We start from the raw sequence: 17,098 nt of genomic DNA on the forward strand, positions 1-17,098 counted from the left end.
GAGAAACGCATGCCGACCGTCGCGATCATCGGCACCGGGCTGATCGGCCGGTCCTGGGCGATCGTCTTCGCCGCCGCCGGCTGGCAGGTGCGGCTGACCGACGCCAGCGCCGCCGCCCTGGAGGTGGCGCCGGGGCTAATCGCCGAGGGGCTGTCGGATCTCGCGGGCCATGGCCTGGTCGGCGATCCGGCCGGCGCCGCGGCGCGGGTCCGCACTGCCGGGTCCCTCGCCGAGGCGGTCATCGACGTCGATCTGGTGCAGGAGAACCTGCCCGAGGAGGTCGAGATCAAGCGCGCGGTCTTTGCCGAGCTGGACCGGCTGGCGCCGCGCGACGCGATCCTCGCCTCCTCCACCTCGGCCATCGTCGCCTCGCGCGTCACCGAGGGGCTGGCCGGCCGTGACCGCTGCCTCGTCGCCCACCCGGTCAACCCGCCGCATCTGGTGCCGGTGGTCGAGCTGTGCGGCGCCCCCTGGACCGCGCCGGAGACGGTCGAACGGGCGCGGCAGATCTACCGTGCCATCGGGCAGGAGCCGGTGACGGTGAATCGGGAGATCGACGGCTTCGTGCTGAACCGCCTGCAGGGCGCCCTCCTGGCCGAGGCCTTCCGGCTGGTCGGCGACGGCGTCATCAGCCCGCAGGACCTGGACAAGACGATCGCGGCTGGGCTCGGCCTGCGCTGGTCCTTCCTCGGCCCCTTCGCCACGATCGAGCTGAACGCGCCGGGCGGCATCCCCGACTACTGCGCCCGCTACACCGGCTTCTACCGCCGCCTCGCCGCCGACCCGGCCAAGCCGGAGGTGTGGGACGGCCCGACCGTCGCCCGGCTGCTGGCCGCCTGGGGCGAGACGCCGGATCCGGAGCGGCTGGCCGCCCGCAGCACCTGGCGCGACCGCCGGCTGGCGTCGCTGAAGGCGCACAAGGCGGCGCAGCCCGACGCCCCGACCGAATCCTGAACCAGAGGACTGCCCGATGGCCAAGAACCGCAAGATCGTCATCACCTGCGCCGTCACCGGGGCGATCCACACCCCGTCGATGTCGCCGCATCTGCCGGTGACCCCGGAGGAGATCGCCGAGGCGGCGATCGGCGCGGCCGAGGCCGGCGCCGCCATCGTCCATCTGCACGCCCGCGACCCGGAGACCGGCCGGCCCGACCAGACGCCGCAGGCCTTCGAACCCTTCCTCAAGGTGATCAAGCAGCGCTCGGACTGCGTGGTCAACCTGACCACCGGCGGCGCCCCCTGGATGCGGGTCGAGGAGCGGATCCTGCCGGCCCAGACCTTCAAGCCGGAGGTGGCGTCGCTGAACATGGGATCGATGAATTTCGGCCTGTTCCCGATGCTCAACCGGTTCAAGACCTTCAAGCATGCCTGGGAGCCGGAGGCGCTGGAGGCCTCGCGCGATCTGGTGTTCCGCAACAGCTTCAAGGATATCGAGTTCATCCTGCGGACGCTGGGCGACGATGGCATCCGCTTCGAGTTCGAGTGCTACGACACCGCGCACCTCTACAACCTGCACCATTTCCTGGAACGCGGCCTGGTGAAGCCGCCGCTGTTCGTCCAGACGGTGTTCGGCATCCTCGGCGGTATCGGCCCGCATCCGGAGGACGTGATGCACATGAAGCGCACCGCCGACCGGCTGTTCGGCGACCAGTACCGCTGGTCGGTGCTCGGTGCCGGGCGCAACCAACTGCCGATCGCGGCGATGGCGGCGGCGATGGGTGGCAATGTGCGCGTTGGGCTCGAGGACTCGCTCTGGGCCGGCCCCGGCAAGCTGGCGGAATCGAACGCCCAGCAGGTCCGCCTCGCCCGCCAGATCATCGAGGGGCTGGGCCTTGAGATCGCCTCGCCGGATGAGGCGCGCGAGATGCTGGAGCTGAAGGGCGGCGACCGCGTCGGCTTCTGACCTCGGCGAAGGCTGAGTTGCCAGCCTTCCCCCTTGTGGGAGGGGGTAGTGGGAGGGGTCTGCGCACGCCGCGTCCGTCCGCAGAGATAACACAAGAGGAAGGCGGCTGAACTCGCCTCCCCCCGCGAAGGCGGGTGGATGCCGAAGCGCGGCGAAGCGGCCTGTTACAGCCGTCACAGCGCAGACTGGAGGCCCATGCTTCCATGGAGACATGGATGCCGTGCTTCACCTGCCTATGCCATCGCCCGACCGGATCGCGCTGCGGTTTGTGCCGGGGCACCCATGGCCATGGTCGAGAGCCGGCAATACTCGACAATATGGCGATCTCGCCTTCGTTTCGCCGGCTTCATCCGATATTGTTGGAGGTTCATCTGGAAGCCTGTGTTATCGTTTTGTTGAAGGCTCAGCCTTTCGGCGGATTTCACAGTCATTTGTTTAATGCAATGGTCACTTTGTTTCGAGGAAACGAAATATCGAACGCGGGATGATTGTCGATGCGAGTGATTTGATGATAATTTGTTCTACCGTTTCGGTGCGGTGGGGTGCCGGCCGGCTATTTGGTGGGATCGGGGGCCTCCCTCGCCGAGTCTGCCGCGGCGGAACCGCCGCCCATGCGGGATCGGTGTCGTGATGGGCGCGCAAACCCGCACAAATGCTGACCTCTCGATTCGATGCACGACCGACATCACCTATAGGGGTATGATTAACGCAAGCATCCCGAAGGGGAGCGCAAGAAGCGGTAGGGAACGGACAGGTTCAATGGCACAGGCGCCCGAGGCGTCGCACACGACTGCTGGTCACGGGCAGTCGATCGTCAATCAGAGTCTCCCTTCTCAGCTCCTGACCCTGTTCCGGACGCTGCGGGCGTCGCCCGACTGGAAGCGGATCCTGGTTCTCATCGCCGGCGTCGTCGTCGTTGTCGCCCTGACCGCCGCGTCGCAGATCCGGCTGAACGCCTGGAACCAACCCTTCTATGACGCGCTGGCGCAGAAGAGCCTGATGGGCTTCATCCACCAGCTCATGGTCTTCGTCGTCATCGCCGGCGTTCTGCTGGCCCTCAACGTCGCCCAGGCCTGGCTCAACCAGACGCTCAAGGTGCGGCTGCGGGCCGGGTTGACGCGCGACCTGTTCAGCGAATGGCTGAAGCCCAAGCGCGCCTTCCGCCTGGCCGGTGCCGGCGAGATCGGCGAGAACCCGGACCAGCGGATTCACGAGGACACGCGCCACCTGACCGAGCTGTCGACCGATCTCGGCATCGGCCTGCTGCAATCGACCCTGCTGCTGATCAGCTTCGTCGGCGTGCTGTGGATCCTGTCGGAGGGCATCGTCCTCAGGCTTGACGGCATGGCGCTGTCGATTCCCGGCTACATGGTGTGGTGCGCCCTGCTCTACGCCGCCGCCGCCTCCTGGCTGAGCTGGCGCGTCGGCCGGCCGCTGATCGACATCAATGCCGAGCGCTATGCCCGCGAGGCCGATCTGCGCTCGGCTCTGGTCCGGGTCAACGAGCATGTCGACGGCATCACCCTCGACGGCGGCGAGGCCGACGAGCGGCGGCGGCTCGACCTCGACCTCGACCGCATCATCGCGGTGATGGGGCGCTATGTCCGCGCCGTCACCAACCTGACCTGGGTCACGGCCGGCTATGGCTGGTTCACCATCGTCGCCCCGATCCTGGTCGCCTCGCCCGGCTATTTCGGCGGCGACCTGACCTTCGGCGAGCTGATGATGGCGGTCGGCGCCTTCATCCAGGTGCAGCAGGCGCTGCGCTGGTTCGTCGACAATTTCAGCAGCATCGCCGACTGGCGGGCGACGCTGCTGCGGGTGATGACCTTCCGCGAGACCCTGGTCCGGCTCGAGACGCTGAACGGCGAGCCGCGCCACATCGAGTTCGTCGAGGGATCGGCCGACACGCTGGGCTTCGAGAAGCTGGGCGTGCTCTCCGCCGGCGGCATGGCGGTGCTGGACGACGAGAAGGTCGAGATCCGGCCCGGCGAGCGCGTCCTGATCGTCGGCCGCACCGGCGGCGGCAAGAGCACGCTGTTCCGCGCCTTCGCCGGGCTGTGGCCCTGGGGCACCGGGCGGATCCTGGTGCCGCCCGAGGCAAAGACGATGTTCCTGCCGCAGCGGCCCTACCTGCCGCCAGGCCGCCTGCGCGACGCCCTGACCTATCCCGAGGACTCGGCCAGCTTCACCGACGAGCAGGTCTGCGCCGCGCTGAGACGCACCGAGATGGGGCACCACGAGATCTCGCTCGACCAGGTCAGGAACTGGGACAAGGAGCTGACCAGCGACGAGCTGCAGACCCTGACCTTCGCCCGGCTGCTGCTGCACAAGCCGCAATGGGTGTTCATCGATGAAATGGTCGACGCGCTGGATGAGGAGCGGCGGAAGACCGCGATGTCGATCTTCGAGCAGGAGCTGCCGGAGACGGCGGTGATCACCATCGCCCGGCGCGAGGTCAAGAACGGCTTCTACACCCGCGTCCTACGGCTGCACATGACCGACGAGGTCACGGGCCAGCGCCGGATCCTCATCGGCCGGCCGCCGAAGCGGGCGATCCCGTCCTCGGCCGGCTTCGCCCCCCTGCTCCACCACCGAGACCCGATGGAATGACCAAACGACCGGCACCGGCCCGCCGCGCCTCTACCCGAAAAACAGGCGCGGCGCTGACGGATGACGCCCTGCTCGACCTGGTGCAGCGCCAGACCTTCCGCTTCTTCTGGGAGGCGGCGCACCCGGTCAGCGGCCTGATCCCGGACCGCACCGACCGCGCCGGCCGCGCGCCCAACGACACGGTGACGACCGGCGGCTCCGGCTTCGGCATCATGGCCATCATCGTCGCGGCCGAGCGCGGCTGGATCGAGCGCGGCGCGGCGGTCGAGCGGCTGATGACCATCGTCCGCCATCTCGAGCGCACCACCTCGCATCACGGCGTGTTCCCGCATTTCCTCGACGGCCGCACCGGCGCCACCGTGCCGTTCAGCCGCAAGGACGACGGCGGCGACCTGGTCGAGACCGCCTTCCTGTTCCAGGGGCTGCTCTGCGCCCGCCGGTATTTCGATCGCGACACCGCCGCCGAGACCGAGCTGCGCAACCATATCGGCTGGCTGTGGAACGAGACCGAGTGGAACTGGTACACGCGCGGCGGGCTGAACGTCCTGTACTGGCACTGGGGCGCCAACAACGGCTGGGGCATGGGCCACGAGATCCGCGGCTGGAACGAGTGCCTGATCGCCTATGTGCTGGCCGCGGCCTCGCCCCGCCACGCCATCGACGCCGAGGTCTATCACCGCGGCTGGGCCGTCGGCCGCTGGTTCCTGAGCCAGCGCAGCTACTATGGCATCGAGCTGCCTCTCGGCATGCCCTATGGCGGGCCACTGTTCTTCACCCACTACTCCTTCCTCGGCCTCGACCCGCGCGGCCTGAAGGACCAGTACGCCGATTACTGGGAGCAGAACCGCCGGCACACGCTGATCAACTACGAGCACTGCGTGCGCAACCCGAACGGCTTCAAGGGCTACGGTCCGGAGTGCTGGGGCCTGACCGCGAGCGACACCCCGGGCGGCTATTCGGCGCATGCGCCGGACAATGACCTCGGCGTCATCACCCCCACCGCGGCCCTGTCCAGCATGCCCTACACGCCGGAGTACTCGATGCGGGCGCTGCGGCATTTCTATGAGAAGCTGGGCGATCGCATCTGGGACCGATACGGCTTCGTCGACGCCTTTTCCGAACAGGCCGGCTGGGTGGCCGACACCTATCTCGCCATCGACCAGGGGCCGATCGTGGCGATGATCGAGAACCACCGCAGCGGTCTGCTGTGGCGCCTGTTCATGAGCGACCCGGACGTGCAGCGCGGCCTGCGCATCCTCGGCTTCGAAAGCCCGCATCTGGGCGGGCGGTGATGGTTCGAGGGGCGGCCTCTCCCGCCGTCATCGCCCTTCCTCCCGAAACTCTGCTACACTGTTCGCGCCATGAACGAGAAGACCGAAAACCTCGTCCTAGAACATCTCCGGCATCTCCGCACCGGGATGGACCGTCTTCATGACCGCCTGGACGACCTGACCGCGCGCGTCGGTCGGCTCGAGATCAATACCGCACGCATCGAGGTCGTTCTGGCTGAGCACTCCGTGCGCTTCGACAAGATCGAGAAGCGGCTCGACCGGATCGAGACTCGTCTCGGCCTGATCGAGGCTTGATCGCTTCGTCACGCCTGGATCGAACTGCTGAATTTTGAACTGTCATGCCCGAGCGTGACCTGGGCATCCAGAGAATGTCGATGTCATTTGGATTTCGGGATCAAATTCGGCAATGACATTAATGGTTATCACGAAATCTTCATCTTTGATCTCAATTGGAGCCGCCGCTGGTGCCGATGACATCCGGTCCGACGGACCGCGCCTTCTCCGAATGGCTCGAGCGGCAATACGCCGTCGCCGCCCGGAACCTGACCCTGGGCGTCTCCGCCACGCACCTGGTGAAGGAGCGCCCGCCCTTCCGCCAGCGCATCCAACCAAAACCGGGATCGATCGTGGCCTCGCCGGTGATGGGCGCCTATGACCCGGACCCGGATTATTTCTTCCACTGGTTCCGGGATTCGGCGCTGGTGATGGATGCGCTCAGGATCCTGGTGGCCGACGGCGCCCGGCCGGCCTCCGACGCCGGCCTCATCCGCGATTTCATCCGCTTCAGCCTCGACCTGCGCGGTCTGACCGGCGCCGAGGTGCTGGCCAAAGGCGACCCACGGCAAGGTGTCGACCCGGATTTCGTGCAGCATGTCCGGCCCGAGGCCGATCTGCGCGGCGTTGCCGGCGACCGGATCTGGGGCGAGGTCCGAGTCAATCCGGACGGCACGCTCGACATCCTGAACTGGTCGCGGCCGCAGCATGACGGCCCGGCGCTGCGCGCCCTGACCCTGCTGCGCTGCCTGGACCTCGACGGCCTGGACCCGGTCGCCCGGAGCAAGGCGGCCGAGCTGCTGCGCATCGACCTCGCCTTCACCCTGGCGCATCACCCGGAGCCGAGCTTCGAGATCTGGGAAGACAGCCTGGGCCACGACTACTACACGCGGGTCGTGCAATGCGTGGCGCTGCGCCGGGGCGCGGGATGGCTGGAGGCGCAGGGCGACACCGCCGACACCGCCGCGCGGTGCCGAGAGGCCTCCGCGGCCCTGTCCTCGGCGCTGGACGCCCATTGGCGGCCCGAGGCCGGCGCCTATGCCAGCCTGCTGCCGGCGGTGTCCGGCGCGCCGGGCCGCGATCTCGACATCGCCGTCATCCTCGGCGTGCTCCATGCCGGCCTTCCGTCCGGGCCGCACAGCGTTCTCGACCCGAAGGCTCAGGCCACTCTCGCGGCGCTGGAGGCGCTGTTCGCCGGCCTGTTCCCGATCAATGCCGGGCGCCCTTCCCCGGCCCTCGGCCGCCACCGCGAGGACCACTATTACGGCGGCGGCGCCTGGTACATCGCGACCCTGGCGGCGGCGGAGTTCCACTACCGTCTGGCCGCGGCGCTGGCAGCCGGCGCAGACTTTACGCTGACCGAAGAGAATCGCGGCTTCATTGCCCGGGCGCTGGGCGCCGAGCCGCGGACGGAAGAGCTCGACAGCCGGCGCCTGGCTGCCGCCTTCCTCGCCCGCGGCGACGGTTTCCTGGAAACCGTGCGGGCCTTCACCCCGGCCGACGGCGCCCTGTCCGAGCAGTTCGACCGCGCGACCGGCGCCCAGAGCTCGGCCAGGCATCTCGGCTGGAGCTACGCCGGCTTCATCACCGCGGTCCAGGCGCGGCGACAGGCGATGCGGGCCTGACGATCTGGCCGGGCCGCGGACAGGCCCTATGTTCCTGTCATCAGGCCGGAGAATCGTCCTATGGCTCTTTCCCGCGCCCGCGCCGTCCTGCTTCTGCTCGGCCTCTGGCTGGTCGCCCTGCCCGGCCTGGCCCAGCAGCCGCCGTCGCAGATCTATGGCGAGCTGTTCCGGGACGTGCAGCTGCAGCGGGTCTTTTCCGACGGCAAGACCTTCGTCGATGCCGAGCCGAAGGCAGAGCCGCGCGAGATCCTGCGCCGCTATGCCGAGGAGAAGGGCAAGGCCGGCTTCGACCTGGCGGCCTTCGTGCGCCGGTACTTCACGCCGCCGGCGGCGCATGACAGCGGCTACCGCACGGTTCCCGGCCAGGATGTCTGCCGCCATATCGATGCGCTGTGGGACGTGCTGAAGCGGCCGCCGGCCAGCCCCGACCCGTATTCATCGCTGCTGCCGCTGCCGAACCCCTATGTCGTCCCGGGCGGGCGCTTCGGCGAGGTCTATTACTGGGATTCCTACTTCACCATGCTCGGCCTGATCCAAAGCGGCCGGTCGGGTCTGGCGCGGGACGTGCTGGCGAATTTCGCCAGCCTGATCGACCGCTACGGCCATATCCCGAACGGCAACCGCAGCTATTACCTCAGCCGGTCGCAGCCGCCCTTCTTCGCCGCGATGGTCGAGCTGGTGGCCGAGAGCAGCGACGATCCGGCCGCGACCTACGAGGATTTCCTGCCGAGCCTGGCCCGTGAATACGCCTTCTGGATGGAGGGCGCCGATTCCCTGGCGCCGGGCAGCGCCCATCGCCGCGTGGTGCGGCTGCCGGACGGCACCCTGCTGAACCGCTACTGGGACGACAGCGACCAGCCGCGCGACGAATCCTACCGCGAGGATGTCGAGACCGCGCGGGCCACCAACCGCGCCCCGGCCGAGGTCTATCGCGACCTGCGCGCCGCGGCCGAGAGCGGCTGGGACTTCTCCTCGCGCTGGTTCGCCGACGGCAAGAGCCTCGCCAGCATCCGCACCACGGCGCTGCTGCTGCCGGACCTCAACAGCCTGATGGCCGAGCTGGAGATCGTGCTCGCCCGGGCCTATGCGGCGGCGCAGCGGCCGGAGCGCGCGGCGGAGATGGAGGCCCGCGCCAGGCTGCGCGCCGAGGCGGTCCGGCGCCTGCTGTGGGATCCGGAGGCCGGCGTCTTCACCGACTATCTCTGGCGCGAGGGGCGGCGCACCGGCACGGTCACCCTGGCGACGGCCTACCCCCTGGTCTTCGGCCTGGCCGATCGGAGCCAGGCCCGCCGCGTCGCGCAGACGCTGGAGCATCGGCTGCTCGCGCCCGGCGGCCTGCTGACCACCGAGACGGAATCGGGGCAGCAATGGGACGCGCCGAACGGCTGGGCGCCGCTGCAATGGCTGGCGATCCGCGGCCTGGCGCGCTACGGCCATGACGCCCTGGCCGAGACCGTCGCCCGGCGCTGGGCCGAGAGGGTCGTCGGCGTCTATGCCGAGACCGGCAAGCTGACCGAGAAATACGACGTCGCCGACACCGGCCGCGGCGCCGGCGGCGGGGAGTATCCCAACCAGGACGGCTTCGGCTGGACCAACGGGGTGCTGCGCCGGCTGCTGGCGCTGTATCCGCAGCTCTCCACCGCGGACGGCGGCGACATCGCCTGCCTGACCGCGGCGAACGACAACCCGCCGCCCGCCGCTCCGGAGGCCCTGCCCTCGCGCCGGGCTCCTTAGCTTGCTTTGGCGGTCGAGGAAGCCCGCCACAGGTCGATGCCGCCATCGAGGGCGTGCTGGTCGATCTCGGCCAGCTCCTCGGCGGTCAGCGGCGCCCCCTTCAGCGCGTCGAGGCTGTCGTCGAGCTGGGCCACCGACCGCGCGCCGATCAGGGCCGAGGTGACGCGCGGGTCGCGCAGCACCCAGGTCAGCGCCATCTGCGCCAGGGTCTGGCCGCGCCGCTCGGCGATCGCGTTCAGGGCCCGGATGCGGGCGATGTTGCCCTCCGACAGCAGCGCCGGCCGCAGCGACCGGCCGCGCTTGGCCCGCGAATCCTCGGGCATGCCCTCCAGATACTTAGAGGTCAGCATGCCCTGCGCCAGCGGCGAGAAGGCGATGCAGCCGATGCCGAGCTCCTGCAGCGTGTCGAGCAGCCCGTCCTCGATCCAGCGGTTGAGCATGGAATAGGAGGGCTGGTGAATCAGGCAGGGCGTGCCGAGATCCTTCAGGATCGCCGCCGCCTGACGCGTCGCGTCCGGTGAGTAGGAGGAGATGCCGACATAGAGCGCCCTGCCCTGGCGCACGACGTGGTCGAGCGCGCCCATCGTCTCCTCAAGCGGCGTCTCGGGGTCGAGCCGGTGCGAGTAGAAGATGTCGACATAGTCGAGCCCCATGCGCCTGAGGCTCTGGTCCAGGCTGGCGATCAGGTATTTGCGCGAGCCGAAATTGCCGTAGGGCCCCGGCCACATGTCGTAGCCGGCCTTGGTCGAGATCAGCAGCTCGTCGCGATAGGGCCGGAAGTCGGCAGCGAAGATGCGGCCGAAATTCTCCTCGGCCGAGCCGTAGGGCGGGCCGTAGTTGTTGGCCAGGTCGAAATGGGTGACGCCGCGGTCGAAGGCCCGGCGCAGCACGGCGCGGCCGGTCTCGTAATGGTCGACCCCGCCGAAATTCTGCCAGAGGCCGAGCGAGATCTCGGGCAGCTGCAGCCCGCTGCGGCCGCAGCGGCGGAAGCGGGCGGTGTCGTAGCGCGCCGCATCGGCGATCCAGGGCGTCTGCATGGGTTCTGTCCTCTGTCTTGGCGTCAGGCGACCGGCTGGGCGCATTGCCCGGTGCCGAGGATCGTGGTCTTCGCGGCGTCGGGGTCCTGCGGCGCCCCGTCCTGCAGGAAGAAGATCTCGTTGTTCTGGTTGAAGGCGCGCAGCTCGCGCCCGTTCGCATTCTCGATCGTGCCGGTGTGGTTGATCGGGCGCTGCTGGCGGCGGCCCTCCGGAGTCTCGACGATAAGAAAGCCGCACAGTTCGTAGTGCAGCGTCCGCCGGGCCGGCACCTTGACCTGCAGCTCGGCGATCGGATCGTCCTTGGTGACGTGGAGGACGCCGATGGTCCGGCCGTCGATGCCGACCGCGATCAGCTCCTCGACTTGGTCGGGCCCCAGCTCGTCGACGATGCGGAAGCGGTGCTCCTTCGGTTCGGCGGCGGCCGGCGTCGCACCAAGGAGCCCGATCGCCAGCGCGGCGGCCGCGATGCGCCGGATTCGCGAGCTGCGTGTCGATGGCTGCACGGCTGCCTTCTCCGTCCCGGTCCGACGATGATAAGGGAGCGACCGTAGCGCGGGGGCGGGCGACATACCAGCTTGCACGATCACCCCAGGATCGGTTAGGCCAGCGCTTCCGCTGATGCGGCATGGCCCCGGGGCCGTGCCCAGGCATCCCTTCGAAACCCAGCGTAGGGTCAGTTATGCGTTCTTTCGACGGACAGCGGTCCGACGGCGCCCCGATTCGCCGGAACCGCGAGGAAAAGCAGAAGCAGCTGCAGGAGCTGGAGCACCAGCGCGCCCGCATGGGCTCCCATGTCTCGCCGACGCTGCGGGCCGCCATGGACCGCAAGATCGCCGAGCTGAAGACCGAGCTGGCGCTGGCCGAGCGCGCCGCCGCGGCCCAGGCCGCCAACCCAACCCAGCCGCGCCGTCCGCCGCGCCGCTGATGGGCCTGCCGGGGCGGCGCCGGACCGCCGCCCCGCCCTTTCAGATCTCGATCACCAGGCCGTCATGGGCGGGCCGGACGTGGGCCGGCAGGCGGGCGCAGAGTCGGTCGTAGTCCATCTGGTGGTTCATGTGGGTCAGATAGGCCTGCTTCGGCTTCAGCCGCTCGATCCACTCCAGCGTCAGCGCCAGATGGGCGTGCGAGACATGCGGCTCCTCCCGCGTCGCATCGACCATCCAGATCTCCACCCCCTCCAGCGCCGCCCAGGCGCGGTCGTCGAGGCGGACGACATCGGTCGAATAGGCGAAGCGGCCGAAGCGGTAGCCCATCGAGACGACGCGGCCATGATCCTGCTCGAAGGGCAGGATGTCGATGTCGCCGACCCGGAACGGCCCGTCCAGCAGATGCGGCACCAGGAACGGGTGGTAGAAGCCGCGGTCCATCTCGACCGAGGTCATGATGTAGCCGAAGCGCTCCTCCAGCTCCTGCCGCACCGCAGTGTCCATATAGGCGTTGATCGGCTGCTTGAACGCCAGCGGTCGCAGGTCGTCGATGCCATGGATGTGGTCGGCATGGGCGTGGGTGTAGAGCAGCGCATCGACCCGCTTGACCTCATGGTCGAGCAGCTGGTCGCGAAGGTCCGGCGAGGTGTCGACCAGAACGGTGGCGCTGTCGCTCTGCACCAGGATCGACGGGCGGCGGCGACGGTTGCGCGGATTGGCGGGATCGCAGCTGCCCCAGATGCCGCCGACCATGGGCACGCCCATCGAACCGCCGCAGCCGAGCACCGTCACGCGCATCCTTCAGGCCTCTTGCTTCGGGATCTTCGTGAACAGGCTAAAGAAGTTGTCGCTCGTCGTTCGAGCGAAATCGGCGCTCGAGAGCCCGTGCAGCTCGGCCACGCGCTGGGCGGTGTGGGCGACGAAGGCCGGCTCGTTGCGCTTGCCCCGCTTCGGCACCGGCGCCAGGTAGGGTGCGTCGGTCTCGACCAGGATGCGGTCGAGCGGCAAGTCCCTGGCGGTCGCGCGGATGTCCTCGGACCTGTTGAAGGTCACGATCCCGGACAGGGAGATATGAAGCCCGAGTTTTATTGATTCTTCAGCAAGTTGCCGCGTGCCGCTGAAGCAATGGATGATGCCGCGCAACGGCGGCCGGTCGCCGCCCCGCCCCTCCTCCGCCAGGATCCGCAGCGTGTCGGCCTCGGCCTCGCGGGTGTGGACGATCACCGGCAGGTCGGCGATCCGCGCCGCCCGGATATGGCGCCGGAAGCTCTCCTGCTGCGCTTCGACCGGGCTGAGGCCGTAATGGTAGTCGAGGCCGGTCTCGCCGATGCCGACCATCTTCGGATGCGCGACGAGCTCCAGGATCCGCTCGACCGACAGCTCGGTGAAATCCTTCGCCTCATGCGGATGCACCCCGGCCGCGCCGTAGAGGGCCGGAAAGCGCTCGACCAGGGCGATCGTCGCCGGCAGCCGGTCCGGCCGGGTGCAGATGGTCAGCATGCAGCCGACCCCGGCCGCCCGGGCACGGCCGACCACGTCGTCGATCTCCGCCGCGAAATCGGGGAAATCGAGGTGACAATGGCTGTCGATCAGCATCAGGACGCGGCCTCCGGCTCGACATAGCGCGGGAACACGCCTTCCGGCTTCGGCAGCGGCGTGCCGGGCACCAGGGCGTGGTCGTCGCCGAGCCGGTCGAAGCCGCGGGCCTCGGCGGCGACAGCGAGCTGGTCCAGCACCTTCGCCATGGACTGCGGCATCACCGGCTGCATCAGGATCGACAGGCGCCGCACCGTCTCGGCCAGCACCCACAGCACCGTCGCCATCCGCGCCGGGTCGGTCTTGCGCAGCGCCCAGGGCGCCTGCTCGTCGACATAGCGATTGGCCTCGCCGACCACGGCCCAGACCGCGTCGAGGCCCCGGTGGAAGGCCTGGACGTCGAAGTCGCGCCGCAGCGTCTCCAGGAGATCCGGCGTCTGGGCCAGCAGCGCGCGGTCGACGTCGATCAGGCTGCCGGGCTGCGGCACCTTGCCGTCGCAGTTCTTGGCGATCATCGACAGCACGCGCTGCGCCAGGTTGCCGAAGCCGTTGGCCAGCTCGCCATTCGTGCGCTGGATCATGCCGCGGCGGGAGAAGTCGCCATCCTGGCCGAAGGAGACCTCGCGCAGCAGGAAATACCGCACCGGGTCGAGCCCGTAGGTCTCGACCAGCTCCAGCGGGTCGATCACGTTGCCCAGCGACTTCGAGATCTTCTGGCCTTCATTGGTCCACCAGCCATGGGCGAAGACGCGCTTCGGCGGCTCCAGCCCGGCCGACATCAGGAAGGCCGGCCAGTACACGGCGTGGAAGCGCAGGATGTCCTTGCCGACCATGTGCAGGTCGGCCGGCCAGCGGCGCTTGAAGGTTTCGGAGGCCGCGTCCGGATAGCCGACGGCCGTGAGGTAGTTGGTCAGCGCGTCGACCCACACATACATGATGTGTGCCTCGTCGCCCGGCACCTTGACGCCCCAGTTGAAGGTGGTGCGGCTGATCGAGAGGTCGCGCAGCCCCGACTTGACGAAGGCGATCACCTCGTTGCGGCGGGAGTCCGGCGCGATGAAGTCGGGATTGGCCTCGTAGAAGGCCAAGAGGCGGTCGCCCCAGGCCGACAGTCGGAAGAAGTAGCTCGGCTCCTCCACCCATTCGCATTCGGCGCCGGTCGGGGCGATGCGCTTGCCGTCGACGACGGTCAGCTCGTCCTCGCCGTAGAACGCCTCGTCGCGCACCGAGTACCAGCCGGCATAGCCGCCGAGATAGATGTCGCCATTGGCCTTCATCGCCTCCCAAATCGCCTGCGACGCCTTGATGTGGCGCGGCTCGGTGGTGCGGATGAAGTCGTCGTTGCTGAAGTTCATCGCCGCGGCCAGGTCGCGGAAGTTCTGGCTGACCCGATCGGTGAAGCTCTGCGGGTCCACCCCGGCCAGCTCCGCCGCCTTCTGTACCTTCTGGCCGTGTTCGTCGGTGCCGGTCAGGAAATGCACGTCATAGCCGTCCAGCCGCTTGAACCGGGCCAGCACGTCGCAGGCCAGCGTCGTGTAGGCGTGGCCGATATGCGGCTTGTCGTTGACGTAGTAGATCGGCGTGGTGATGTAGAATGACTTCGGCGCCGACATCGCGGCCTCTTTCCCGTGCTGTGGCCCGAACCGCGGCGTCGGTCAGGTGTTGCAGGCGCGCTCGATGCCGATGAACGCCTGCAGGAGAACCTGCTTCCGATCGAGGTTGGACCCGTCCGCCTGAGCGAACAAACGGCGGGTGTTGTCCCACAGCTCCACCCAGCGATCAAGGCCGCCCGCCCGGCCTCCGGCGCGATCGAGCGCGCCGACCACGCGCTGCATCACCACCCCCTCCCCGGCCACGATCTCGGCCGGGGCGGTGCCGCGGGCGGCGGCGCGGGCCAGCCGCTCCATCCACCAGACCAGGAGCTCGGTGAACAGCCGCCAGCTGGAATCGGCCTGCACCGGACCGATCCGGTCGCCCATCTTGTGCACGGCGCGGAAATCGACCCGCGGGAAATCGTCCAGCAGCGCCAGCATGTCGCGGTAGAGGCCGAGGCCGCCCTCCTCGAGCAGCGACGTGGCCCGGCCGATGCTGCCCTCGGCCAGCCGCACCAGCGACGCCCGTTCCGCCGGATCGAGATCGGGGGCATGCTCCGCCAGTAGGTGGTCCACGGTCGCGTCCGGCAGCGGCTCCAGCGCCAGATGGCGGCAGCGCGACCGGATGGTCGGCAGCAGCGCGCCGGGATTGCCGCAGGTCAGCAGCAGGATGGCGTGGGCCGGCGGCTCCTCCAGAATCTTCAAGAGGGCATTGGCGCCGTTGCGGTTCATCGCCTCCGCCTGGTCGACGATGACGACGCGCCAGGCCCCCTCGGCAGCGGTCAGGCGCAGGAACGGCTCGATGCGCCGGATCTCCTCGACCGGGATCTCGCGGCTGCGGCGGCGGCGCTCCTCCTCGCCGCCGCCATTGCGCTCGATGGTCAGCAGGTCGGCATGGCCGGCCGCGGCGGCGCGGCGGAAGGTCGGGTGGTCGGCCGGCAGATCCAGCCCCTGCGCGCCAGGCCCGCCGCCGGACAGCAGGAAACGGGCGACGCGATGGGCGAAGGTCGCCTTGCCGATGCCGGGCGGGCCGGTGATCAGCCAGGCATGCGGCAGCCGGCCGGCGCGCAGCGCGTCGAGGAAGGCGGCCTCCGCCGCCTCGTGGCCGAGCAGCCGCGGATTGGCGCGCGGCAGGGGGAAATCGACACTCACAGCCCGAACTTCGCCTCGACCGCGGCGAGGATCGCGGCCGCGACCTCGTCGACGGTGCCGCTGGCGTCGATCACGATGCAGCGCTCCGGCTCGGCCGCGGCGATGGCCAGAAACCCCTCGCGCAGGCGCTGATGCAGTGCCTCCCCCATCCGCTCATAGCGGTCCTCGCCGCTGCGGCGGGCCCCGGCGCGGGCGAGGCCGATCTCGACCGGCACGTCGAGCACGAGCGTCAGGTCGGGCTTCAGCCCGTCGGTGGCGATCTGGACCAGGGCGTCGAGGCTGGCGCGGTCCACGCCCATGCCCCACCCCTGATAGACCAGCGAGCTGTCGGCGTAGCGGTCGGAGACCACCCAGGCGCCGCGGTCCAGCGCCGGACGCACGGTGACGCGCAGATGGTCGCGCCGGGCCGCGAAATGCAGCAGCGCCTCGGTGACCGGATCCCAGCGGTCGGTGTCGCCCTTGACTAGGAGATTGCGGATCGCCTCCGCCCCCGGCGAGCCGCCGGGCTCGCGCGTGGCCACGACCTCGATGCCGCGCTTGGCGAGATCCGCCGCCAGCCGGCGGACATGCGTGCTCTTGCCCGAGCCTTCGCCGCCTTCCAGGGTGATGAAGTATCCGCGCGTGCCCAAGCGATCCGTCCTCGGTTGCGGCTTCGTCGCGCCGCGAACCGGCGGGGTCACTGGGCGACGATGCGTGCTCCGGAATAGCCCGCGGCGGCGATCTGCTTCAAGGCGGTCGATGCCGCCTTGGGGTCGATGAAGGGGCCGACGCGAAGCTCGATCGCGCCGAGAGCGGCTGCGGTCGAGACCGGACCGAAGCGGCGCAGGCCTTCGGACACCGCGGCCACCTGCTGCGCTCGGGTGGCTTTGGCTGCGGCGACGAACAGGCCGGACGGCTTCGGCTTCGCCTCGTCCTCGACATTGCCGACGATCTCGGGCAGGCGGTCGGGCACCGGCGGCGCCGGCGGCACGGCGATATAGGGCGTGTCGCGGAGGTCGTCGAGGCTGCCGGCCGAGGCGACCTGGCTCTTCCGCGTCTGCTCGCGCTGCTGCTGCAGCGCCTGGAGGCGCGACTGCTCCTCCAGCACCTGGATCTTGACCCGGGCCGAGCCGTTGCCGCGGAAGCCCAGCAGCTCCGCGCCGCGGGCGGACACATCGATGATCTTCGACCGCACGAACGGCCCGCGGTCGTTGATCCTGACGATCAGCGTCCGACCGTTGTCGAGATTGGTGACCTTGACCAGGCTGGGCATCGGCAGGGTGCGATGCGCGGCGGTGACCAGACCGCTGTCGAAGCGTTCGCCGTTGGCGGTCTTCCGGCCGTGGAAGCCGGGCCCGTACCAGGTGGCGGTGCCGACCTGCACCGCCTCGCGATCGGTGCGCGCCACGTAGCGGACGCCGTCTATGGTGACGACA

Annotated in this window: 16 protein-coding genes; 8 read left to right on the plus strand and 8 right to left on the minus strand. The window is 69.2% G+C overall.

From position 1 onward, the window contains the following. The first annotated feature begins 9 nt into the window (after positions 1-9). From KXR53_RS33310 to treF, 7 genes are all read left to right on the plus strand, one after another. Positions 10-954, plus strand: coding sequence for a 3-hydroxyacyl-CoA dehydrogenase (locus KXR53_RS33310; protein ID WP_437379931.1), 945 nt, complete (start codon positions 10-12; stop codon positions 952-954). Between the two features lie 16 nt (positions 955-970). Then, a complete protein-coding gene (locus KXR53_RS33315; protein ID WP_437379932.1) occupies positions 971-1,903 on the plus strand; it encodes a 3-keto-5-aminohexanoate cleavage protein in 933 nt (310 codons plus the stop codon). Positions 1,904-2,662: 759 nt separating this feature from the next. Beyond that, positions 2,663-4,516, plus strand: a complete 1,854-nt coding sequence (locus KXR53_RS33320; RefSeq protein ID WP_437379933.1) for an ABC transporter ATP-binding protein/permease — start codon at positions 2,663-2,665, stop codon at positions 4,514-4,516. After that, positions 4,513-5,808 carry a glucoamylase family protein gene (locus KXR53_RS33325; RefSeq protein ID WP_437379934.1) on the plus strand — a complete coding sequence of 432 codons (1,296 nt, stop codon included), beginning with the start codon at positions 4,513-4,515 and terminating at the stop codon, positions 5,806-5,808. Before KXR53_RS33320 ends, KXR53_RS33325 begins: the two co-directional genes overlap by 4 nt. Positions 5,809-5,877: 69 nt before the next feature. Next, positions 5,878-6,102, plus strand: a complete 225-nt coding sequence (locus KXR53_RS33330; RefSeq protein WP_437379935.1) for a hypothetical protein — start codon at positions 5,878-5,880, stop codon at positions 6,100-6,102. A 176-nt stretch (positions 6,103-6,278) separates the two neighbouring features. Continuing rightward, complete coding sequence (locus KXR53_RS33335; RefSeq protein ID WP_437379956.1) at positions 6,279-7,706, plus strand: glycoside hydrolase family 15 protein; 1,428 nt, start codon at positions 6,279-6,281, stop codon at positions 7,704-7,706. A gap of 60 nt (positions 7,707-7,766) precedes the next feature. Further along, positions 7,767-9,440 (plus strand): alpha,alpha-trehalase TreF, encoded by a 1,674-nt coding sequence (gene treF, locus KXR53_RS33340; protein WP_437379936.1) that lies wholly within the window; start codon positions 7,767-7,769, stop codon positions 9,438-9,440. Here the strand turns inward: treF and mgrA are convergent. After that, complete coding sequence (gene mgrA / locus KXR53_RS33345) at positions 9,437-10,477, minus strand: L-glyceraldehyde 3-phosphate reductase (RefSeq protein ID WP_437379937.1); 1,041 nt, start codon at positions 10,475-10,477, stop codon at positions 9,437-9,439. The genes treF and mgrA overlap by 4 nt on opposite strands. Before the next feature lie 23 nt (positions 10,478-10,500). Continuing rightward, the gene (locus KXR53_RS33350; protein ID WP_437379938.1) at positions 10,501-10,980 is read right to left on the minus strand and encodes a hypothetical protein; all 480 of its coding nucleotides are present in this window, start codon (positions 10,978-10,980) and stop codon (positions 10,501-10,503) included. Positions 10,981-11,156: 176 nt separating this feature from the next. Here KXR53_RS33350 and KXR53_RS33355 point away from each other — a divergent pair, with 176 nt between their 5' ends. Further along, positions 11,157-11,402 carry a hypothetical protein gene (locus KXR53_RS33355; RefSeq protein ID WP_437379939.1) on the plus strand — a complete coding sequence of 82 codons (246 nt, stop codon included), beginning with the start codon at positions 11,157-11,159 and terminating at the stop codon, positions 11,400-11,402. Between the two features lie 40 nt (positions 11,403-11,442). Here KXR53_RS33355 and KXR53_RS33360 read toward each other — a convergent pair whose 3' ends face one another. Genes KXR53_RS33360 through KXR53_RS33385 form a run of 6 tightly spaced genes read right to left on the minus strand, consistent with a single transcriptional unit; the run spans position 11,443 to position 17,070 of the window. Continuing rightward, positions 11,443-12,201, minus strand: coding sequence for an MBL fold metallo-hydrolase (locus KXR53_RS33360; protein WP_437379940.1), 759 nt, complete (start codon positions 12,199-12,201; stop codon positions 11,443-11,445). Positions 12,202-12,204: 3 nt separating this feature from the next. Then, positions 12,205-12,999 (minus strand): TatD family hydrolase, encoded by a 795-nt coding sequence (locus KXR53_RS33365; protein ID WP_437379941.1) that lies wholly within the window; start codon positions 12,997-12,999, stop codon positions 12,205-12,207. After that, positions 12,999-14,552 (minus strand): methionine--tRNA ligase, encoded by a 1,554-nt coding sequence (metG, locus tag KXR53_RS33370; protein WP_437379942.1) that lies wholly within the window; start codon positions 14,550-14,552, stop codon positions 12,999-13,001. The genes KXR53_RS33365 and metG overlap by 1 nt, the downstream gene beginning before the upstream one ends. 42 nt (positions 14,553-14,594) lie before the next feature. Then, complete coding sequence (locus KXR53_RS33375; protein ID WP_437379943.1) at positions 14,595-15,683, minus strand: DNA polymerase III subunit delta'; 1,089 nt, start codon at positions 15,681-15,683, stop codon at positions 14,595-14,597. Continuing rightward, positions 15,680-16,312 carry a dTMP kinase gene (tmk, locus tag KXR53_RS33380; protein WP_437379944.1) on the minus strand — a complete coding sequence of 211 codons (633 nt, stop codon included), beginning with the start codon at positions 16,310-16,312 and terminating at the stop codon, positions 15,680-15,682. Before tmk ends, KXR53_RS33375 begins: the two co-directional genes overlap by 4 nt. A 47-nt stretch (positions 16,313-16,359) precedes the next feature. Beyond that, positions 16,360-17,070 (minus strand): septal ring lytic transglycosylase RlpA family protein, encoded by a 711-nt coding sequence (locus tag KXR53_RS33385; protein ID WP_437379945.1) that lies wholly within the window; start codon positions 17,068-17,070, stop codon positions 16,360-16,362. Positions 17,071-17,098 lie beyond the last annotated feature (28 nt).

The sequence above is a fragment of the Inquilinus limosus genome (genome assembly GCF_051487185.1).
Taxonomy (GTDB): Bacteria; Pseudomonadota; Alphaproteobacteria; order DSM-16000; family Inquilinaceae; genus Inquilinus; species Inquilinus limosus_F.

Excerpts from the sequence above, each read along its gene's own strand:
- KXR53_RS33310 (WP_437379931.1), top strand. The coding sequence starts at position 10 with ATGCCGACCGTCGCGATCATCGGCACCGGGCTGATCGGCCGGTCCTGG.
- KXR53_RS33315 (WP_437379932.1), top strand. The coding sequence starts at position 971 with ATGGCCAAGAACCGCAAGATCGTCATCACCTGCGCCGTCACCGGGGCG.
- KXR53_RS33320 (WP_437379933.1), top strand. The coding sequence starts at position 2,663 with ATGGCACAGGCGCCCGAGGCGTCGCACACGACTGCTGGTCACGGGCAG.
- KXR53_RS33325 (WP_437379934.1), top strand. The coding sequence starts at position 4,513 with ATGACCAAACGACCGGCACCGGCCCGCCGCGCCTCTACCCGAAAAACA.
- KXR53_RS33330 (WP_437379935.1), top strand. The coding sequence starts at position 5,878 with ATGAACGAGAAGACCGAAAACCTCGTCCTAGAACATCTCCGGCATCTC.
- KXR53_RS33335 (WP_437379956.1), top strand. The coding sequence starts at position 6,279 with ATGACATCCGGTCCGACGGACCGCGCCTTCTCCGAATGGCTCGAGCGG.
- treF (WP_437379936.1), top strand. The coding sequence starts at position 7,767 with ATGGCTCTTTCCCGCGCCCGCGCCGTCCTGCTTCTGCTCGGCCTCTGG.
- mgrA (WP_437379937.1), bottom strand. The coding sequence starts at position 10,477 with ATGCAGACGCCCTGGATCGCCGATGCGGCGCGCTACGACACCGCCCGC.
- KXR53_RS33355 (WP_437379939.1), top strand. The coding sequence starts at position 11,157 with ATGCGTTCTTTCGACGGACAGCGGTCCGACGGCGCCCCGATTCGCCGG.
- KXR53_RS33360 (WP_437379940.1), bottom strand. The coding sequence starts at position 12,201 with ATGCGCGTGACGGTGCTCGGCTGCGGCGGTTCGATGGGCGTGCCCATG.
- KXR53_RS33365 (WP_437379941.1), bottom strand. The coding sequence starts at position 12,999 with ATGCTGATCGACAGCCATTGTCACCTCGATTTCCCCGATTTCGCGGCG.
- metG (WP_437379942.1), bottom strand. The coding sequence starts at position 14,552 with ATGTCGGCGCCGAAGTCATTCTACATCACCACGCCGATCTACTACGTC.